The 19,888-nt window shown below is 50.1% G+C and carries 16 protein-coding genes; 10 read left to right on the top strand and 6 right to left on the bottom strand.

Annotation, left to right across the window (positions count from 1 at the left end; translation table 11 throughout):
- The first annotated feature begins 322 nt into the window (after positions 1-322).
- Positions 323-1,195, top strand: coding sequence for an SDR family oxidoreductase (locus AAHB90_RS06930; protein ID WP_342084206.1), 873 nt, complete (start codon positions 323-325; stop codon positions 1,193-1,195).
- A 31-nt stretch (positions 1,196-1,226) separates the two neighbouring features.
- Here the strand turns inward: AAHB90_RS06930 and AAHB90_RS06925 are convergent, their stop codons facing one another.
- Positions 1,227-1,988 carry an MBL fold metallo-hydrolase gene (locus AAHB90_RS06925; RefSeq protein WP_342084205.1) on the bottom strand — a complete coding sequence of 254 codons (762 nt, stop codon included), beginning with the start codon at positions 1,986-1,988 and terminating at the stop codon, positions 1,227-1,229.
- A gap of 7 nt (positions 1,989-1,995) precedes the next feature.
- Positions 1,996-2,373: a response regulator gene (locus tag AAHB90_RS06920; protein WP_149638454.1), complete on the bottom strand. Its 378-nt coding sequence runs from the start codon at positions 2,371-2,373 to the stop codon at positions 1,996-1,998.
- A gap of 187 nt (positions 2,374-2,560) precedes the next feature.
- Here AAHB90_RS06920 and AAHB90_RS06915 point away from each other — a divergent pair, with 187 nt between their 5' ends.
- From AAHB90_RS06915 to AAHB90_RS06890, 6 genes are all read left to right on the top strand, one after another.
- Entirely contained in the window at positions 2,561-3,214 is a 654-nt protein-coding gene (locus tag AAHB90_RS06915) for a DUF1684 domain-containing protein (RefSeq protein WP_342084204.1), read from the top strand.
- Between the two features lie 148 nt (positions 3,215-3,362).
- Positions 3,363-5,792 (top strand): phenylalanine--tRNA ligase subunit beta, encoded by a 2,430-nt coding sequence (gene pheT, locus AAHB90_RS06910; RefSeq protein ID WP_342084203.1) that lies wholly within the window; start codon positions 3,363-3,365, stop codon positions 5,790-5,792.
- A 41-nt stretch (positions 5,793-5,833) separates the two neighbouring features.
- Positions 5,834-6,178 carry a hypothetical protein gene (locus AAHB90_RS06905; protein ID WP_342084202.1) on the top strand — a complete coding sequence of 115 codons (345 nt, stop codon included), beginning with the start codon at positions 5,834-5,836 and terminating at the stop codon, positions 6,176-6,178.
- On the top strand, positions 6,175-6,486 hold the full coding sequence (gene zapA, locus AAHB90_RS06900; protein WP_090148933.1) for a cell division protein ZapA: 312 nt from the start codon (positions 6,175-6,177) through the stop codon (positions 6,484-6,486). The genes AAHB90_RS06905 and zapA overlap by 4 nt, the downstream gene beginning before the upstream one ends.
- A 121-nt stretch (positions 6,487-6,607) precedes the next feature.
- Positions 6,608-8,179: a ribonuclease Y gene (gene rny / locus AAHB90_RS06895; protein WP_342084201.1), complete on the top strand. Its 1,572-nt coding sequence runs from the start codon at positions 6,608-6,610 to the stop codon at positions 8,177-8,179.
- A gap of 15 nt (positions 8,180-8,194) precedes the next feature.
- Entirely contained in the window at positions 8,195-9,733 is a 1,539-nt protein-coding gene (locus tag AAHB90_RS06890; RefSeq protein WP_342084200.1) for a magnesium chelatase, read from the top strand.
- Between the two features lie 77 nt (positions 9,734-9,810).
- On the opposite strand, the gene recA is transcribed toward AAHB90_RS06890, so the two are convergent.
- Entirely contained in the window at positions 9,811-10,878 is a 1,068-nt protein-coding gene (gene recA, locus AAHB90_RS06885) for a recombinase RecA (RefSeq protein ID WP_342084199.1), read from the bottom strand.
- A 339-nt stretch (positions 10,879-11,217) separates the two neighbouring features.
- Between recA and AAHB90_RS06880 the strand changes: the two genes are divergently transcribed.
- Both AAHB90_RS06880 and AAHB90_RS06875 read left to right on the top strand, forming a co-directional pair.
- The gene (locus tag AAHB90_RS06880) at positions 11,218-12,255 is read left to right on the top strand and encodes an aminopeptidase (RefSeq protein ID WP_342084198.1); all 1,038 of its coding nucleotides are present in this window, start codon (positions 11,218-11,220) and stop codon (positions 12,253-12,255) included.
- A gap of 10 nt (positions 12,256-12,265) precedes the next feature.
- Positions 12,266-13,072 carry a DUF3108 domain-containing protein gene (locus AAHB90_RS06875; RefSeq protein WP_342084197.1) on the top strand — a complete coding sequence of 269 codons (807 nt, stop codon included), beginning with the start codon at positions 12,266-12,268 and terminating at the stop codon, positions 13,070-13,072.
- On the opposite strand, the gene AAHB90_RS06870 is transcribed toward AAHB90_RS06875, so the two are convergent.
- On the bottom strand, positions 13,002-14,042 hold the full coding sequence (locus AAHB90_RS06870; RefSeq protein ID WP_342084196.1) for a hypothetical protein: 1,041 nt from the start codon (positions 14,040-14,042) through the stop codon (positions 13,002-13,004). The genes AAHB90_RS06875 and AAHB90_RS06870 overlap by 71 nt on opposite strands.
- 40 nt (positions 14,043-14,082) lie before the next feature.
- Positions 14,083-15,510: a chromosomal replication initiator protein DnaA gene (gene dnaA, locus AAHB90_RS06865; RefSeq protein WP_229241015.1), complete on the bottom strand. Its 1,428-nt coding sequence runs from the start codon at positions 15,508-15,510 to the stop codon at positions 14,083-14,085.
- A gap of 261 nt (positions 15,511-15,771) precedes the next feature.
- Between dnaA and scpA the strand changes: the two genes are divergently transcribed.
- Positions 15,772-18,693, top strand: a complete 2,922-nt coding sequence (gene scpA, locus AAHB90_RS06860; protein WP_342084195.1) for a methylmalonyl-CoA mutase — start codon at positions 15,772-15,774, stop codon at positions 18,691-18,693.
- On the opposite strand, the gene AAHB90_RS06855 is transcribed toward scpA, so the two are convergent.
- Positions 18,690-19,886 carry a beta-ketoacyl-[acyl-carrier-protein] synthase family protein gene (locus AAHB90_RS06855; protein WP_342084194.1) on the bottom strand — a complete coding sequence of 399 codons (1,197 nt, stop codon included), beginning with the start codon at positions 19,884-19,886 and terminating at the stop codon, positions 18,690-18,692. The two genes, scpA and AAHB90_RS06855, sit on opposite strands and share 4 nt — an antisense overlap.
- Positions 19,887-19,888: the final 2 nt, after the last annotated feature.

The following is a 19,888-nucleotide window of genomic DNA, read 5'->3' as shown; positions in this document are numbered from 1 at the left end:
CTAAGCTATTTGAGCGGTCCTTGTGGATTTACTTTGGTATAATTTGGTAGGAATAATAATTTGAAAGCATCCTGATATGTGAGAGCGATACGATCAATCGTGAGAACAATTTGACATTCATCGGATAAGCCGCTTCATTATAAATATACGGTGCTAGGTGCATGCGACCAAGACGCGACACGCGATCTACAAAGGCAGCCCGACTGATTATTTACCTGGGAATCCTCTTATCTATCGTGGGTAAAGCGTACCGGTTTCGTTTTCTTACAATTTTCCCTGGCACCAAATGAGGAATTTTGTCCTGTTCAAAAAATCAAATTCTATGAAACAGGCAAACATTTTTCTTACAGGTGCTACCGGATCGGTAGGCACGGAGCTAATCCGGCAGTTGGAGCCGCTAAACGTGCAGGTTAAAGCATTGGTCCGCAGTGATTCTCAGGCAGCACCATTACACGGCTTGCCGCATGTGCAAACCATTACGGGCGATCTTGCGGATAAGGCAAGTTTTCAGCGCGCCCTTGAAGGCATAGAAACGGCGTTTCTTCTGACCAATTCGTCCCAGCAGGCAGAAAGTCTGCAGATCAACTTCGTGGAGGCGGCACATCGCGCCGGCGTCAGGCATATTGTCAAACTATCCCAGTTTGCCGCCAGTGAATCCTCCCCTGTGCGGTTTCTGCGCTATCATGCACAAGTGGAAAACAGAATTAAGGAACTTGGCTTTACATACACCTACCTCAGGCCCAACCTGTATATGCAGGGGGTGCTCTCCTTTAAAGACTACATCAGAGAAAAAGGGCATTTTTTTGCCGCCATCGGCGCTGGAAAAGTTAGCGCGATCGATGTCAGGGATATCGCAGCCGTTGCCGCCGCATGCCTGACTCAGCCCGGACACGAAAACAAAATATACGACCTTACCGGCCCTGAGCCGCTAAGCCACCATGAAATGGCCGGCATATTCTCGCGCGTGCTCAATAAGCCCGTACAGTTCATAGACGTAGCGCCCGCTCAGATGCAGGCAGGCCTGCTTGCCGCCGGATTCGGAAACTGGCAGGCCGATGGTCTGATTGAAGACTATGCGCATTACGCGCGTCAGGAAGCGGCCGCAGTTTGCAATGATGTCCAGGCCGTGACCGGGAAAAGTGCGATCAGCTTTGAGCAGTTCGCCAGGGACTACGCCGGTCTGTTCGGTGCATAGACAAACATTCTAAGGCATCAAGCGACGGGCATCAAAGGTCCAAAACCAGCCCGTCGTAGGCCAAATGCACGTGTGGTGGCAATTCGCTTTCGATTGCTGCATGCAGGCCCAGCTTGTGGCTGATGTGTGTCAGATAAGCCTGGGGCACATTCAGCTTGTCGATCAGATCAAGCGCCTGCGAAAGTGTGAAATGGGAAAGATGCGGCTCCTTTTGCAGAGTGTCCAGCACGAGCACCTGGGAGCCTTTGATTTTCTGCTGCTCTTCTTCGGAAATGTAGTTGGCGTCGGTAATGTAGGTAAAATCTCCGATGCGGTAGCCGTAAACAGGCAGCTTGTGATGCATGACCTCGATAGGGATCACTTGCAGACCCGCTACTTCGAACGGCTCGTTTTCAATGGGATGCAGTGAAAAATGCGGAACGCCCGGGTATCGTCTTTCCGAAAACGCGTAGGCGAATTCGGTTTTGATCTGGTTGAGCACTTCGAGCCTGCCATAGAGGGGCATGTCCATCTGCTGGCGATGGTTGAATGCGCGGATGTCATCCAGGCCCGCAGTATGGTCTTTATGCTGGTGGGTAAAGACGGCCGCGTCCAGATTTCGCACATCAGCCCGCAACATCTGCTGACGAAAATCCGGGCCGGTATCGATTACAAACGATTTACCGTGGGACTGAATCCATACGGAAGTGCGTAAACGCTTGTCATGCTGGTCACTAGAACGGCAAACGACACAATCGCAGGCAATAACGGGTACCCCCTGCGATGTGCCGGTTCCTAAAAATGTAATCCTCATCAGGTATTTATTCAGTCAGATGCGCCACCACTTCAACCAGGCGGTCGAAATTCAGGGGCTTCATCAGCGCATCGTCAAATCCTGCTTCTTTGAAATCTTCCTCTGAATAATTTTTGGCATTGCCCGTGATGGCCACGATCGGTGTCTTGGCTTTCTTCTCATTAGGCAATTTGCGGATGCTTCTTGCACATTCCATTCCATCCATCACTGGCATATTGATATCCAAGAGAATTATATCAAAATCCTCTTTTTCAAGCAATTGCAGCACTTGCTCGCCGTTTTTCACGGAAGTGATTTCATAATGCTGAAATTCCAAAATCTTCCTTGCCAGGTTTTGAATAACTGAACTGTCTTCGGCAATGAGTACTCGTTTTGTGTATGACATACAATGGGTCAGGTATTGTGTTTAAAGTTTTTTCCCAGGTCAATTTAGATATATTTCAACCAACATCGCAAACCCGATGGACGCGAAGTTTCAAAATTATTCCAAAAAAGTAAATAAACCCTCCATACTTTTTCAAAGCGCCTATTCGGGTGTAAGTTTGCAGTCCTAATAGCATATTATCCCTACCATGTTCAAAAATAAAGTAATCCGGTACAGCACGATCGCGATGATCATCGCCATACTTTCCTATTTCGTTGTCGAAAATATAGGCGGTGCAGGTTCTTCATCCGAGGATGCCGCCGCGGCTAACCCCGCGGCCTATAAAGCCCAGATTCTCCAAGAGCGCGCCGATAAAGACGAACAGTTCAAATCCGGCGAGGACTCCCCCATTAAAGATAAGGAAAGCTTTCACGGCCTGCATTACTTCGAACCCAACCTGTCTTACCGGGTAAAAGCCAGTATTTCGCCTTACATGCAAGACGATAAGGAAGTAATCGTCAAATATACTGACGGCACCACCGAGAAATATGAAAAATACGGGTATGCTAATTTTACCATCACCGGAGAAAGACAAAAACTGCTTCTTTTGAAAAATGAAGGCACTATTTCAGTGCTTTTCCGCGACGGCACCAGTGGTAAGCAGACCTACGGTGGCGGCCGTTACCTGGACTATCCGGTGGATCAGATCAAAAACAACACGATCGTACTGGACTTTAATAAGGCGTATAACCCCTATTGTGCCTACCAGGAAAGCTATGCTTGTCCGGTACCTCCCGCCGAAAACACCCTTACGGTAGCCATTCCGGCCGGTGAGGTGACCGAGCAGGCCACCCACCAATAGCGCGGCGCGGGTTGCGTTGACCGGCATAAAAAACGGTTCTTAGCACTCGGCCTCCGAATGCCGTTCAAACTAAATCATTAATTTTGCAAACAGGCTTGATTTTCCGGTTTCGGACGCCTGAATTTTTATTGTTATTAAAGCATTCTAGATGAAGATCTCTTATAAGTGGCTTAAAGATTTAATTGAAATTACTGAAACACCCGAGCAAATCGACCGCTTATTGACGGGCACCGGGCTGGAAGTCGAAGGTATTGAAGAGATCGAATCGATAAAAGGTGGCTTGCGGGGCGTGGTCATCGGCCAGGTACTCACGCGTGAAAAACATCCCGAGGCCGATCGTTTGAGCCTGACCACTGTCGACGTAGGGGGTACTGCGCCACTTTCGATCGTTTGCGGGGCCGCCAACGTGGCAGCAGGACAGAAAGTGCTCGTCGCGACGGTAGGTACTACTTTATACCCTGCCGGCAGCGAGCAGCCACTGGTATTGAAAAAATCCAAGATCCGCGGGGCGCTTTCGGAGGGTATGATCTGCGCCGAGGATGAACTGGGCGTAGGAACTTCGCACGAGGGAATACTGGTGCTGGATACCGAACTTCCAAACGGCACGCCTGCGGCAGAGTATTTCGGCATTTCTTCCGATTTCTTGATCGAGATCGGCCTGACGCCGAACCGCGCCGATGCGGCCTCGCATTATGGGGTGGCGCGTGATCTGAAAGCAGTTTTAAACCGGCCGGTCACATTGCCTTCCGTTGAAGCATTTAAAGTAGATAACCAGAATCTGGCGATTCCCGTAGAAGTGCGCAATGCACAGGCTTGCCCCCGCTACACGGGCTTGACGATTTCCGGCATTACAGTCGCCGAGTCGCCCGAATGGCTTAAACAGCGCTTGCATACCATTGGGATCCGCGCAATCAATAATATCGTAGACATTACCAACTATATATGTCACGAGCTCGGCCAGCCGATGCACGCATTCGACGCAGATAAGATTTCCGGCAAAAAAGTGATTGTGACCACGGTTGCAGAGAACACGCCGTTTGTGACTTTGGATGGTGTCGAGCGCAAAATCTCGGCCGATGACCTGATGATTTGCAGTGAAGGCGAAGGCGGTAACCCTGAACCGATGTGTATTGCCGGTGTTTTTGGCGGACTCACCTCGGGCGTAACCCAGACTACGACTTCTATTTTCCTTGAATCGGCTTACTTCTCCCCCGTGTGGGTGCGCAGAACTGCGCAGCGCTTCTCGCTGAAAACCGATTCATCATTCCGTTTCGAGCGCGGTACCGATCCCAATATGCCCCTTTTCGCATTGAAGCGGGCCGCATTACTCATCAAGGAAATTGCCGGCGGAAGCATTTCATCCGACATGATCGATATTTACCCAGAGCCTATTGAAGACTTCAAGGTAAATATCAAATACAAAAATGTCGACCGGCTGATCGGCAAATCCTTGGGCAAGGATCTGATCAAAAACATTCTGGAAAGCCTCGATATACGCGTTACAGAAGAGACTGAAACCGGTTTTACGGCAATTGTGCCACCTTACCGGGTGGACGTGCAGCGCGAGGCGGATGTGATCGAAGAGATCCTGCGCATTTATGGCTTCGGTCAGGTTGAGCTTTCAGATGCATTAAGCTCGGATTACCTTTCGGACTTCCCGGTTAACGATCCTGAAAAGCTTAAACTGCGCGTTGCGGAGCTTTTGGTGGGCAATGGGTTCAATGAGATGATCAACAACTCGTTGACCAAACCTGAATACCACGCAGTTTTGGGCGATAGCTTGCCGGGCAATCCGGTGAAGATCCTCAATTACCTCAGCGAGGATCTGTCGGTAATGCGCCAGACGCTGCTTTTCTCCGGCCTGGAAGTGATCGCCTACAACAGCAATCGCAGGCAGAAGGATCTGAAAGTATTTGAATTCGGCAAAACCTACCACGAGATCGATGGTAAATACATCGAGAAAGAGCGCCTTTCGGTATTTCTGACGGGCAATATCCGCCAGGAAAGCTGGTTTGAAAAATCGCGCGAGGTGGTTTTTCACGACTTGGCTGCGTTTGTAAACCAGGTTCTGGCGGCTTTAAAAATCAAAGATGTCCAAAAGCAGCCTGTCGACAGCGCTGTTTTCAAAAGCGGCTTGACGCTGTTGGCCAACAAAAAACCAGTGGTATCATTCGGCTTACTGAATGCAGCTGTTGCCAAAAAGCTCGATATTAAAGCGCCTGTGTACTTTGCCGACTTTGATTGGGAATACCTTTTGCGCCGGTACAGTGCAGCCGTTGAATATTCGGAAGTGCCCAAATTCCCCGAGGTGCGGCGTGACCTTTCCCTTGTCGTAAACAAGAACGTCACTTTCGAGGAGCTCCGCCAGGCTGCCTACAAGACCGAGCGCAGTTTACTGCGGGCTGTGAACGTGTTCGATGTGTATGAGGGCGCCAACCTGGAAGGCAAAAAGTCGTACGCGATCAGCTTCATTTTGCAGGACGAGCTGCAAACACTGACCGACAAGGTGATCGACAAATCCATGCAGCGCCTTATTGCTACCTATGAAAGGGAATTTGAAGCGGTGATCAGAAAATAAGCCCCGGTTTTTCCAATTATCGGATCTTTGAGTTTAAAAAAATGGAGAGGAGCACTGAACGTATTATCGGACACAAATTATCCGACGTCGAGAAAAAACTCGAAATCCTGATCAATCATAAAGAGAAATTAAATTGGTCGATCTCAGAGCTCCAGCGTGAAAATGCAGAGCTCCGGGCAGCCAATGCGAAGCTCACGGAAGAATCGAAAGAAATAAGGAAAAAATACACCTCTTTGGAAAAAGACTTTAATAAGTCTAAAAGTTTCGCTAAACTTGTCACTAGTAAACTGACACCAACAGGCGCAATTGCCGAACTGAAAGAATCAGTTGAAAGATATATCCAGGAGATCGATAAGTGCATCGAATTGCTTGAAGATACCTTATGAAAAAAAATAGCATACCCAATCCAGATGTTTCTGTCTTTATAAAACTGCTGGACAGAGGTTTCAAACTGAGCGTTCCGGCGGATCAGGAGAAATTTTACAGGGACGGGTATGAGGTGTTCATGCAGCGTGTGCAACAGCATAAATTAAAAGGGAAAGTATACGGTGATATAGAAGCCATTGCATTGACTTCTATTGAGTGCCTGGTGGCATTACAACGGAACCAGGAAGAAATGGACGACCTGGTAGCGGCTTTTAAGAGCAGAGTGGAAAAACTGGACGAGACCCTCGCCAGTGCTATCGAGAGCTGACACCCATACCTGACCTTTGATTTTTACAGCATCTGCAAAAATATACTTTCAATTTCTTCCACTTTCGGCATTTCAACGCGGGTGTAGTCGGTAAAACCAACTATATATAACCATTATTGAAATGTCAAATTCTTTGTTCTTCATCGTCATCCTGTCCGATATCATCGCCGTAGGGGTGGGTATTTTTGCAGGTAAGTACATCTTTCAGCGATCATTCGACGCAAAGGAAAAAGAGGCCCAGGAACGTGCAGCTGAAATTCTCCGGAATGCAGAAGTAGCGGCCGAAAACATCAAAAAAGACCGCATCCTCGAAGCGAAGGAAAAGTACCTCCGGTTGAAAACCGAATTCGAAGAAGACGCCAATAAAAAGCGGAGCATCCTGCAAGGTAACGAGCAGAAGCTCAAACAGCGAGAACAGACCCTGAACCAAAGCCTTGAACAGACCAAACGCAAGGAAAACGAGCTGGATACCCTTAAAAATAACCTCAGCCAACAGCTTGAAACGGCGACAAAGCGTCGCGAAGAGGCAGAAAAGTCATTGCAGCAACAGGTGGCCCAGCTTGAAAAAATCGCCAACCTGACCGCCGAGCAGGCGCGCGAGCAGCTTGTAGACGCGCTGAAAGCGGAAGCTGAGACCCGCGCGGGATCATATATTAAAAGTGCGATGGAAGAAGCGCGTCTTACGGCCACCAAGGAGGCTAAAAAGATCGTTATCGAAACCATCCAGCGCACTGCTGCCGAGCACGCGATCGAAAACTGCGTATCGGTATTTAACATTGAAAATGACGATATCAAAGGGAAGATCATCGGCCGTGAAGGACGTAATATCCGCGCGCTGGAAGCGGCTACCGGTGTTGAAATTATCGTCGACGATACCCCCGAAGCGATCGTTATCTCCGGTTTTGACCCTGTAAGAAGGGAAATCGCCCGACTTTCACTGCACCGTCTGGTTCAGGACGGACGTATCCACCCTGCCCGCATCGAGGAGGTGGTCGCTAAGACCCGCAAAAACATTGAAGACGAAATCGTTGAGATCGGTGAAAGGACCGTTATCGACATGGGAATCCACGGCCTGCACCCTGAACTGGTGAAAATGATCGGCCGGATGCGTTTCCGCTCGTCTTACGGACAAAACCTGCTGCAACACTCTCGCGAAGTCGCCAAGTTGTGTGCTACCATGGCAGCCGAACTGGGCCTGAACACCAAACTCGCCAAGCGCGCAGGTCTGCTGCATGATATCGGTAAGGTATGGCCGGAAGAATCCGACCTTCCGCACGCGATCCTGGGCATGGAACTGGCCAAGAAATACAAAGAAAACCCTGAGGTTTGCAATGCGATCGGAGCCCACCACGACGAGATCGAGATGACCTCTATCCTATCGCCGATCATCCAGGTTTGCGACGCGATTTCCGGCTCACGCCCGGGCGCACGCCGAGAAATGATGGAATCTTATATCCAGCGTCTGCGCGACCTGGAAAACCTTGCGCTTTCCTTTGACGGCGTAGAGAAATGCTACGCGATCCAGGCGGGCCGCGAGCTGCGCGTGATCATCGATGCAGACAATGTATCCGACGAAAAAGCGGGTCTGTTGTCATTTGATATCTCGCAGAAAATTGAAAAAGAAATGCAGTACCCCGGCCAGATCAAGATCACGGTGATCCGTGAAATGCGTTCGGTTGCGTACGCGCGTTAACCCACTATTTTATACATGACATACTCAAAGCTTACAAGCACCGAACTACTGGGAATCCGAACACTCGGAGAACTAAAAAAAGCAGGCTATCAGTCGCGTTCTATCAAGCAGGAGCTCAGAGATAACCTGATTGAAAAGATCAGGAACAAAGAGAATGTCTTCCCCGGAATCTGGGGTTATGAAGAAACGGTCATCCCCGATGTGGAACGGGCCATTCTTTCGATGCATAACATCAACTTCCTGGGTTTGCGCGGGCAGGCCAAGACGCGTATCGCGCGGATGATGGTCAACCTGCTCGACGAGTATATTCCATACATTAAAAATTCGGAGCTGCACGATGATCCGCTGGCGCCGCTTTCACGCTACGCCAAGGATGTACTCGCCGATCAGGGCGAGAATGCAGAAATAGGCTGGTTGCATCGCGATGAGCGCTACACAGAAAAACTGGCAACGCCTGATGTTTCGGTGGCCGATTTGATCGGTGATGTCGACCCGATCAAAGCAGCGACGCTGAAACTACCCTATTCCGATGAGCGCGTAATCCATTTCGGGCTCATTCCACGCTCGCACCGTGGCATTTTTGTCATCAACGAATTACCTGACTTGCAGGCGCGTATCCAGGTCGCACTATTCAACATTTTGCAGGAAGGCGATATTCAGATCCGCGGTTTCAAATTACGGCTGCCGTTGGATATCCAGTTCGTGTTCACTGCCAACCCCGAGGATTATACCAACCGCGGAAGCATTGTGACCCCGTTGAAAGACCGGATCGAAAGCCAGATCGTCACCCACTACCCCAAAACGATCGAAACCGGAAAACGTATTACCGAGCAGGAAGCGGTTGTCAAGCCAGAGCAAAAAGGCACAGTGCGCCTTAACGAACTGGTAAAGACATTGATCGAACAGATCGCATTCGAAGCGCGGGAAAGCGAATATGTCGACAGTAAAAGCGGCGTTTCGGCGCGTCTAACGATTTCGGCTTATGAAAGCCTTTTGAGCACAGCAGAGAGAAGGGCGCTGATAAACGGGGAGACCTCCACCTACGTGCGCATTTCGGACCTTTATGGGGTTGTTTCAGCGATCTGCGGAAAGGTTGAGCTGGTTTACGAAGGTGAAGTCGAAGGCCCGGTGATCGTGGCGCAGAACCTGATCGGGAAAGCGATCCGTACCCAGTTTTTGAACTTCTTCCCCGACCCCGAAAAGAGCAAGAAAAGCAAGATCAACCCTTACGCGAAAGTGGTCGAATGGTTTGGCGCGGGCAATGAAATGGAAATGCCTGCCGACATGACCGATCGCGAGTACATCGCCCGGCTGAAAACCATCGACGGCCTGGATGATTTCGTGGATATGCTTTCGGCTTACGGTGATGCCGAGGAAAAGCTTTTCATGATGGAATTCGCCCTGCACGGCATGGCCGAATTCTCGCTGGTAGGCAAGCAATCGCTTGATCAGGGCATGAAATTCCAGGACCTGGTCAGCAGCATGTTTTCCGGTCCGGGAGAAGACGACTATGACTTTGACGAAGACGAAGATGATGATCGCAAGCCATTCTAAGCTTGATCTTCAAACAGACTATAAACAAAAATGCCCCGCCAAAAGCAGGGCATTTTTTATGATCCATATTTATAAGCTTATTCCGGAGCACCGTCGTCAGCGATGTTAGGCTCGCTGGTATCGATCAACACGTCCGGATCTACGTTGACCTGGCCGCGGATCTTGCCTTCCAGCTCATCCATCAACTCAGGGTTATCTTTGATCAGCGCTTTCACTGCGTCGCGGCCCTGTCCAAGGCGGTTACCTTCGTAGCTGAACCAGGAGCCTGATTTCTTGACGATGTCCAGCTCCACAGCGAGGTCGATGATCTCCCCTACTTTGGAAATGCCTTCCCCGTACATGATATCGAATTCGACCACTTTGAATGGAGGTGCTACCTTATTTTTTACCACTTTCACACGGGTACGGTTACCCAGGATCGCATCAGCACTTTCCTTGATCTGACCCACCCGGCGAATATCCAAACGCACCGAGGCGTAGTATTTCAATGCATTACCACCGGTGGTAGTCTCAGGGTTACCGAACATCACACCTATCTTCTCACGAAGCTGGTTAATGAATATACAGCAGCAGCCCGTCTTGTTGATAACCCCGGTCAGCTTACGTAGCGCCTGGGACATCAGACGTGCCTGCAAACCCATTTTGCTATCGCCCATTTCCCCTTCGAGCTCGGCGCGTGGTACCAATGCCGCCACCGAGTCGATTACGATAATGTCAACAGCGCCGGAGCTGATCAGGTGCTCGGCAATTTCGAGTGCCTGCTCCCCGTTATCGGGTTGTGAAATCAAAAGGTTGCTGGTATCGATACCGAGCTTTTCAGCGTAGGAACGGTCAAAGGCATGTTCGGCGTCGATGAACGCTGCCAGGCCGCCTTTTTTCTGGGCTTCGGCAATGCAGTGCATCGACAATGTAGTTTTACCCGATGATTCGGGTCCGTAGATTTCCACAATACGTCCGCGGGGAACGCCGCCTACGCCCAGGGCTAAGTCAAGACCCAGCGAACCGGTCGAAATCACGGGAATATCTAATACTTTAGTGTCGCTCAGACGCATCACAGTACCTTTTCCGTAAGTCTTGTCGAGCTTTTCGAGCGTGGTCTGCAACGCTTTTAGTTTGTTGTCTTTATCTGTTGTTGCTTGTGCCATAAAAATGGTAACAGTAATTTGGTTGGTACATAAAAAAGCGGCTTTTGCTGGACAAAAACCGCTCGTAAATGGGTCTTTATTGTTTTGTAAAAATAGCTAATTTCAACTAGAACAACAACCCGCTTTTTGCCTTAAAACTTAATTTTTCCCGAAATTTTCGCATTTTAGGGCCTTTGCCGGGCGGGGGCCAAAATAGCGATAGGCAAGCGGAACAGCCCGGTTATCAAACGGTGGCGAACCTTTGATTTTCAACACTTAAATATCGTTGATTTACTCTAATTTTGCAGGCAACTACCAAAGAATGAGCTCGCGCTGCTGCCTTCATTTAACATTTGAATTGTGATTAAAAAAATACTGCTTGCCCTGCTGGTTGTCCTGATAATGCTCGGCATTTGGCAAAGGGAGGTGCTCACTTACGCGTTTTTACAGGCAAAAGGACAAATTGGCATACTGATGCAGGTTCGCGATGTCGAAGATGTACTCGCTGACCAAAGCTTTCCAGACTCCCTTAAAGCCAGGATACGCCTCATACAGGAGATCAAGAAATTCGGCGTGGATTCGCTCGGACTCACGCCCTCTGATAATTATACCACGTTCTACGACCAACACGGCAGGCCTCTTATCTGGCTCATCACAGCCTCGGAACGCTATAAGGTCAAGCCGCACCAGTGGCACTTTCCGATCGTGGGCACATTTCCCTACAAAGGCTATTTTGACTCAACCCGGGCAGTAAATGAAGAGCAAAAACTGATCGACAGCGGCCTGGACACCGATATTGGAGAAGTCTCGGCCTGGTCCACGCTGGGCTATCTGAAAGATCCGATCCTTTCGAGCATGCTTCCCCGGCGCGACGGCAGTCTGGCCAATCTGATACTGCATGAGCTTACACATGGTACGCTTTTTGTAAAAAATAACCTGGAACTCAATGAAAATCTGGCCAGTTTTGTAGGCGACCAGGGAGCTATCCGGTTTTTGAAATACAAATACGGGGCGGAGTCCGAGCAAATGCGCCAGTATGAGTATTCGAAACGGTACAACGACGCCTATTCGCAGCATATGCTCAGGGGCGCGGGCCGCTTGGATAGTCTTTACAGAACATTTGGCCAGGATCCTGAGCCAACAAAACAGCGCGATTCATTAAAGACCAGCTTGATCACTGACATCGTAAACGACACGGACACACTTCTTTCAGGCAAGCGTACGTTAACAAACAAAAACCGCTGGCCCGACGGAAAACTTCCCAATAATGCTTACTTTATCAGCTATCTGACCTACAAGTCAAAACAGGACACTTTCAGGCAGGAATTTGAAACAAAGTTCGGAGGGGATTTAAAGAAGTATCTGAACCATTTAAAGGGCAAATACCCTTCCCTGTAATGTTATTAGCATGAAAAGATCTTACGTATTACTATTAGCCATTTCCACCCTGATAATGCTGTTTTCCTTTCGACAGTTTGAGGAGAACGCCGAAATGGACCGCATCATTCATAATAAGAGCTTCGGCACAGGCGAGCGCGTCGAATACCGGGTGCATTACGGCTTTATCAACGCCGCCGAGGCGAAAGTGGAAGTGGGCAGGGCGGTTTCGATGATCAATAACCGGCCTTGCTACCGCGTCAACGTCATTGGGCGGACAGTCGGCGCCTTCGATCTGATTTCACGCGTGCGCGACACCTGGCGCTCCTATATCGATACCACTGCCATTTTGCCCCATATGTTCGAGCGGCAGATCCAGGAGAATAAATACCGCAAGGAGGAGACCGTATTCTTCAATCACAACAAGGACCAGGCAGTTTCCAATGTGAAGCAGGAGAGCAAGACCTATAATGTCCCCAACAACATCCACGATATCATCAGCGGCTATTTTTTCCTGCGCACCATCAATTTTGACAAGGTCCGTGAGGGTGAGATCATCGAAGTCCCTACTTTCTTTGACGGCGAGGTTTACAAGCTCCGCGTGCGTTATGTGGGCAGGGATGTGATCAAAACCAAGTTTGGTAAAAGCAAGGTTTTAAGGCTTTCCCCACAAATCCCGTCCAACAAGTTCTTCAAGGGCGAGGAGCCAATGGCGCTCTGGGTTTCTGACGATTCCAACAAAATTCCTTTGAAAGCAGAGGTCGACCTTAAAATCGGTTCTTTGGAAATGGATTTAAAATCCTACAAAGGCCTGAAAAAAGATATCGCCTGGTTCTGACCAGCAGCCATTTACGCAGATATTGAATTTGCCGAAGTGGAAAAGGTAATGCATTCCTTCTGATACAATAAAAAAGTACAGCCACTGCGCCAAACCCAGCATAGTACCTCGCGATGGAGGCTTTTGACGGGCTTTCAAAATCAAATACGGACAGCAAGCCCGCATTTTCGCGAAAATAAGCGTCCAGCATCACGGCCCGCGCATTACCCTTTCTGCCGACATGATCCGCTGCATTAAAAAGATAGATCGTTCGCCCGCCATAGCGCGCCAGCATCATACCTGCCCGCACATGGGAGCCCGAGCGCGCGTAGGTGAGGCTGCCACGACCGGTTTCGATACATTTTCTACCCAGCCTTCCTAAGGTTTGGTAGGCGCCAGTCTTGATCCTTCCGATTTGCGGGGCATGATTTTCTGCAAAAAGCGTGATTAACGGCCCCAAATCGTCTGATCCGATGATCTCCCAACGCATTATCAAGCCTGCTTTTAGATTGAGCTTCCGATCTTTTGAATAGCGCCGATAAAGTTCTTGATAGGGCTGCTGCAAATCCAGCCAATGCAATTGATTGGTCTCCCATTGAAAACCATTCAGAAGGCGCCTTACGCTTTGAAGGATTGAATGATTCTGTGGATTAAATGAATAGGAAGAAATATAAGTATACCGTCCTGAAAGCGCCTTCAAAAATGCTTCGCATTGCTCGGTACTTATGCCATGCCTTGAAAAGATGCCCAGATACTGGCAGAAAAGAGGTTGGTATAAAACGCGGACGCCGCATTTCCGCCTGACCGGCAGCGGCATTACGATGGAAAAGTCGGCAGCAGAAGGCCAGACAAGCGCTTCCCATTGCGTGCAGACGATGTCAAGATACCAGCTTAGCGCATAAATTACGCATTGCGGGCTGTGATGGATGTGCTTATCCCAGGCATGAGCGTCAATTTGCCCGCGGGAAAGAAGAACTGGTTTCGCTGGCATAAGTTCAAGAATTGATTCCTGAACATTGATACGTCAAAACCTATTTAAAGTAACTGCGAAGCTTCTGTAAAGTTTCTTCCACATCCGGGGTCTCGTCCATTAAAAGGTTAATGCTCTGGATCGAGTGGATCACCGTACTGTGATCACGGCCGCCGAAGTGGTAACCGATGGATTTGAGCGGCAAATCGGTGTATTCCTTTGCAAGGTACATCGCCAGCTGACGCGGGTAGACAACCTCTTTTTTGCGGCTTTTGCTTTTCAGATCAGCAATCGAGACCTGGAAATAATCGGCGATAATCTCCTGGATCGTATCGATGGTCACCTCCTTATCCTCGTTCATTACAATGTTACGGAGGGTATTTTTAGCCAGCTCCACATCGATATTGCGACGGGTAAGGGAAGCCTGCGCCATCAACGAAACGATCACACCTTCCAGCTCCCTGACGTTCGAGTTCACGCTATGGGCAATGTATTCAATCACATCATAGTCGATCGAAATGCCTTCGGACTGGATCTTTTTCTGAATGATCGCAATACGCGTTTCGAAATCCGGCGCCTGTAAATCGGCCGTTAAACCCCATTTGAAACGGGACAGCAGACGGTCCTGCAAGCCTTGCAGCTCACGCGGCGGGCGGTCACTGGTCATGATGATCTGCTTGCCGAGCTGGTGCAGGTGGTTGAAAATATGGAAGAATGTATCTTGTGTTTTTTCCTTACCTGACAAAAACTGCACATCATCGATCGCAAGCACATCGACTTTCATGTAAAAATCGGTGAACTCCTGAAGCGTATTGTTGCGGATCGAGTTGATGAACTGGTTGGTGAATTTCTCCGAGGAAACATATAGCACCAGCTTGTTCTCGTAGTGATTGGTGATATAGTTTCCGATAGCCTGCACAAGGTGTGTTTTACCTAGTCCTACCCCTCCGTACATCATCAACGGGTTGAACGAGGTTAGCCCCGGACGCTGGGCCACGGCAAAACCCGCCGAGCGGGCAAGCCTGTTACAGTCGCCTTCGATGAAGTTATCAAACGAATAATTCGGGTTCAGGTACGTATCCAGCGTGAGCGAATCCTGGTCTTTCTCCTTCACGCTAGCGCCCATGCGAGGGTCTGTCGAGAAATTATCCGGCCTGGAATAATTTGGAGATTTCTGTGTTGAAACGTTCATCGTCAGCGGCTGGTGCTTCTCGTTACCGGTATCGACAATAATGGAATATTCCAATAATCCGTCGCGGCCGATGGCGTAATCAAGCGCTTTTCTCAGCAGATTGACATAATTATCTTCCAGCCATTCGTAGAAAAACTGGCTGGGAACCTGCACGGTAAGTACTTTACCATAGAGCTTTAAGGGACGAATGGGTTCAAACCACGTCTTAAAACTCTGCTCTGGAATGTGCTGCTGAATAATCCTCAGGCAAGCATCCCAAACCTGGTCTACCTCTCTATTTGTGCTGATTCTTTCCAATGTATAATTTACCAAACTCTGAGTATCATAATTCAAAAGGACGGCAAAGATATAAAAATACCTGATCTCTCCAGATGAAACGGATATTCAATTTAATCGCCGTAGCGTGTATCTGCAAGCCCGTAAATAAAATTGGCAGTCTAATCGTGTCCAGAAGGTTACAGAAGCGCTTTTGATTTTTAGGCTCCCAATTTTGCGTGTCAAAATTTGTAGTTTTGCTAACGAGGCATATCCCCGAATCGTACAACAATCCATCAGCCCATGTCAGCAAAGCTTTTTTCAGAATTCATGCCCTCGGACCAAAACACCTGGGAAAAGCTGGCTGAAAAAGAGCTCAAAGGCCGCTCGGGGCTATTGAATGCCTGGGAGGCAGCGCCCGGCTTACATTTCAAGCCGTATCTCACCAAAGAGGAAGTAGATTGGAAAGCCGCCGCTGAAATAGCGACAGCACAAAAGCAAACACCAGGGTGGCTAAACCTAAACCTGCTTGCTGACCACGAGCTGCCTCCGGTAAACATTGCAACTGCATCCGCCGACCCGGTTACAGAACTTGTCACCATCATCTCGGCATTCGCAGAAACGATGCTGCAAGCCCCGCAAAGTGGCATGAATTGGCCGGAAACATTCGACCGGGTGTGTATTACCGTGCCCATCAGTTCCCAATACCTGACCGAAATTGCCAAACTGCGGGCATTGCGATATTTGTTGCGTAAAATATCCAAAACCTTCGATATCCGCGACAGAGCGCCCTTCATTCACGGCATTTCCTCGGTAGGCTACCAGCCCGGACATTCCGATTATACGAACCTCGTCCGCGCGACCGCGCAAGCCATGAGCGCCGTCATCGGCGGATGCGATGCAATTTCCGTTTTGCCTTTTGACGATACGCCGGACAATGCATTGGCAACGCGTCTTGCAAGCCATATTTCCGCTATCCTTGAACATGAGAGCCTTTTGGGCAAAGTAGCAAATCCCGCCGCCGGTTCATATTTAATTGAAAACATGAGCTGTCAGCTAGTCGCCGCCGCCTGGGAGCTTTTTTTGAAGGATCATCCCATTTTCATCAATGTTCCCGGCCGTATATTGCCAGAACCTATTACGCAAAACGAAGCATTCTCGACCGCCGAAGGCATAAACCTGAAAACCACATTCACCGGGAGCGATCTGGCGGGCGCCACGCACCTGGGATTCGGCGCGGGCACTCCCCCATTCCTGCGCGGCCCGTACGCAAGCATGTACCTGGAGCGCCCCTGGACGATCCGGCAATATGCGGGCTTTTCTACCGCTGCCGAGTCCAACGCATTCTACCGAAGAAACCTTGCCGCCGGACAAAAAGGCCTATCCGTAGCATTCGACCTGGCCACCCATCGCGGTTACGACTCCGATCACCCGCGCGTGACAGGCGATGTGGGCAAAGCGGGTGTTGCCATCGACTCGGTCGAGGATATGAAAACGCTTTTCGATCAGATCCCGCTCGATCAGATGTCGGTCTCGATGACGATGAATGGCGCGGTAGTACCGGTAATGGCCTTTTTTATCGTTGCTGCCCAGGAGCAGGGCGTGCGGGCAGAGCAGCTCACCGGCACGATCCAGAACGACATTCTCAAAGAATTTATGGTGCGCAACACCTACATTTACCCGCCAGCTCCATCGATGCGAATCGTAGGCGATATTTTCGCCTACGCCTCACAGAACATGCCGCGATTCAACTCGATCAGCATCAGCGGCTATCATATGCATGAGGCGGGTGCACCGGCGCACATAGAACTTGCATACACGCTGGCCGATGGGCTCGAATACCTCCGCACAGGCCTGTCCGCAGGCATTCCGATCGACGATTTTGCCCCGCGGCTATCCTTTTTCTGGGGAATTGGCATGAACCATTTTATGGAAATCGCCAAAATGCGGGCCGGCCGCATGCTTTGGGCAAAGATCGTAAAGCGGTTCAACCCGAGAAATGAAAAGTCGCTTATGCTCCGCGCGCATTGCCAGACGAGCGGTTACAGCCTCACCGAGCAGGAGCCGTTCAACAATATCGCCCGCACGACCATCGAAGCCATGGCCGCGGTAATGGGGCACACCCAGTCGCTGCATACCAATTCTTTCGACGAGGCCATCGCCCTTCCCACCGATTTCTCGGCTGGCATTGCCCGTGATACGCAGCTTTTTATTCAAAATGAAACCGACCTGTGCAAAGCTGTCGACCCTTGGGGAGGCTCCTATTACGTCGAATACCTGACCATGCAGCTGGCCGAAAAGGCCTGGCAACTGATCGAAGAAGTGGAAAACCTGGGCGGCATGACCAAAGCGATCGAAACGGGTTTGCCCAAAACGCGCATCGAAGAAGCCGCCGCCCGAAAACAAGCTCGCATCGATACAGGTAAGGAAGTGATAGTAGGTGTGAACCGGTATAAAACCACCGAGAAGCAGTCTTTTGATATACTCCAAATAGACAACCAAGCCGTCAGAAATGCCCAGATCGCGCGGCTGCGGGTGATTCGCAAGGACAGAAACGATAGCGAAGTACGCGGGGCCCTGGACCGCATCACCGCCGCTTGCAAACAGGCCGGCGGCAGGGATATGCAAACCAATCTGCTGGCGTTAGCGGTGGATGCTGCCCGCAAAAGAGCTACATTAGGGGAAATCTCAGATGCCATGGAAAAAGAATTCGGGCGCTACCAGTCCACGATCCGGTCTGTCTCGGGCGTTTACCGGACGGAGATTTCAGATGACGAAAACTTCCGACGTTCCCGCGAAATGTCTGACGAGTTTGCCCGACTGGAAGGCCGAAGGCCGCGGATAATCGTTGCCAAAATGGGCCAGGATGGTCACGACCGGGGGGCAAAAGTGATCGCAACAAGCTTTGCCGACCTGGGATTCGACGTCGACATTGCCCCGCTATTCCAGACGCCGCAGGAAGTAGCGATGCAGGCCATTGAAAATGACGTGCACATAATCGGGGCTTCGAGCCTGGCGGCAGGCCACAAAACGCTCATTCCGGAGCTGATCGGCGAATTGCGAAAGCTGGGCAGGGGCGACATTATGGTCATTGCCGGTGGGGTAATACCTGCGCAGGACTATCAATTTCTCTATGATGCAGGGGTAAAAGGCATTTTCGGGCCGGGTACGGTCATTTCAGTGGCGGCGCAAGAGATTCTTGCCAAACTAATGCAAGAAAATTAGTTTATACTGGCAAATACCAGCGAAGTACAATTGCCGCCAAAGCCGAAGGAGTTGGAAAGCACATAATTTAAGTTATGGCCGCCTTTCCATTCGGACACGGGGGCGCTTTCGAAACCGTTGATTGGTTCGGCCACATTCAAACTCGGAAAGAGCTCCGAATGAACAATGCCTAGAATGCTGTAAATAGCCTCCACGGCGCCCGCAGCACCCAAAGTATGCCCGGTAAATGACTTGGTTGAACTGTAAGGAGGCAATTTTTCAAACAATTCCCCCATTCCGAAAAACTCGACCTGGTCGTTGTTCTGCGTGCCGGTGCCGTGCGCATTCACGTACCCGATCTGAGCAGCATCGATACCTGCCGAACCAATAGCCTCACGCATGCAGCGGATTGCGCCGGTAGCCTCGTCGGACATCGCCGACGGGTGATGCGCGTCGTTCGCATTACCGAAACCGGCTACTTCGGCGTATACCTTCTTGCTTGCCGCAAGCTCTTCGGATTCCAGAACCAGGTAAGCCGCACCTTCACCGAGGTTCAGGCCGTCGCGGTTAACATCGAATGGCTTGCAGGGCGATTGCGACAATATTTTCAATGCATTAAAACCATTGACCGTGTATTTGGCCAAACTGTCCGCGCCGCCAACAACCGCTCTTTTCACCCTCCCCGAACGGATCAGCCGCGCCCCGAGCATAATCGCATTGGCCGAAGATGAGCAGGCTGTATTGATCGTGTCGGTAAAGCCCTTAATGTGGTAGCGTTTGATCAACTTCAAGGCGTGCGCCGAGCATCCATATGATTCCAGGTACTCGGAGCCTTCGGATTTATGGTTGGCGTCTTCATAGAGCTGGTCGGTCAGGCACATACCGCCCACCGTGCTGGCTGATATCAATGCGGTGTCAAACGAGGAAAGCTGCCCTTGAGTCAAAGCAGCATCGGTAATGGCCTCGGCGAAAGCCTTGTCGGCCAACAGACAGGTCCGCGTGTAGCCGGTAGCGGTTTGCAGTTGCTGTAATTTTTTAAGCTCATCATTGCTTAGCTTCACTTCGCCAAATGGCAATTGCGAAGCATACACTGATTCAAAAAAAGCAGCCTTTCCGATTCCCGAATGCGCTTTCCGCAAGCTTTCATGATTCTGCCGCACATTGTTACCAATGGCCGAAACCATGCCCATCCCAGTGACCAACACCCTTTTCATCG

This window comes from Dyadobacter sp. OTU695 (assembly GCF_038440355.1).
Taxonomy (GTDB): Bacteria; Bacteroidota; Bacteroidia; order Cytophagales; family Spirosomataceae; genus Dyadobacter.
The sequence above is the reverse complement of the archived record's forward strand: the minus strand, read 5'-3'. Positions and strand labels throughout refer to the sequence as shown.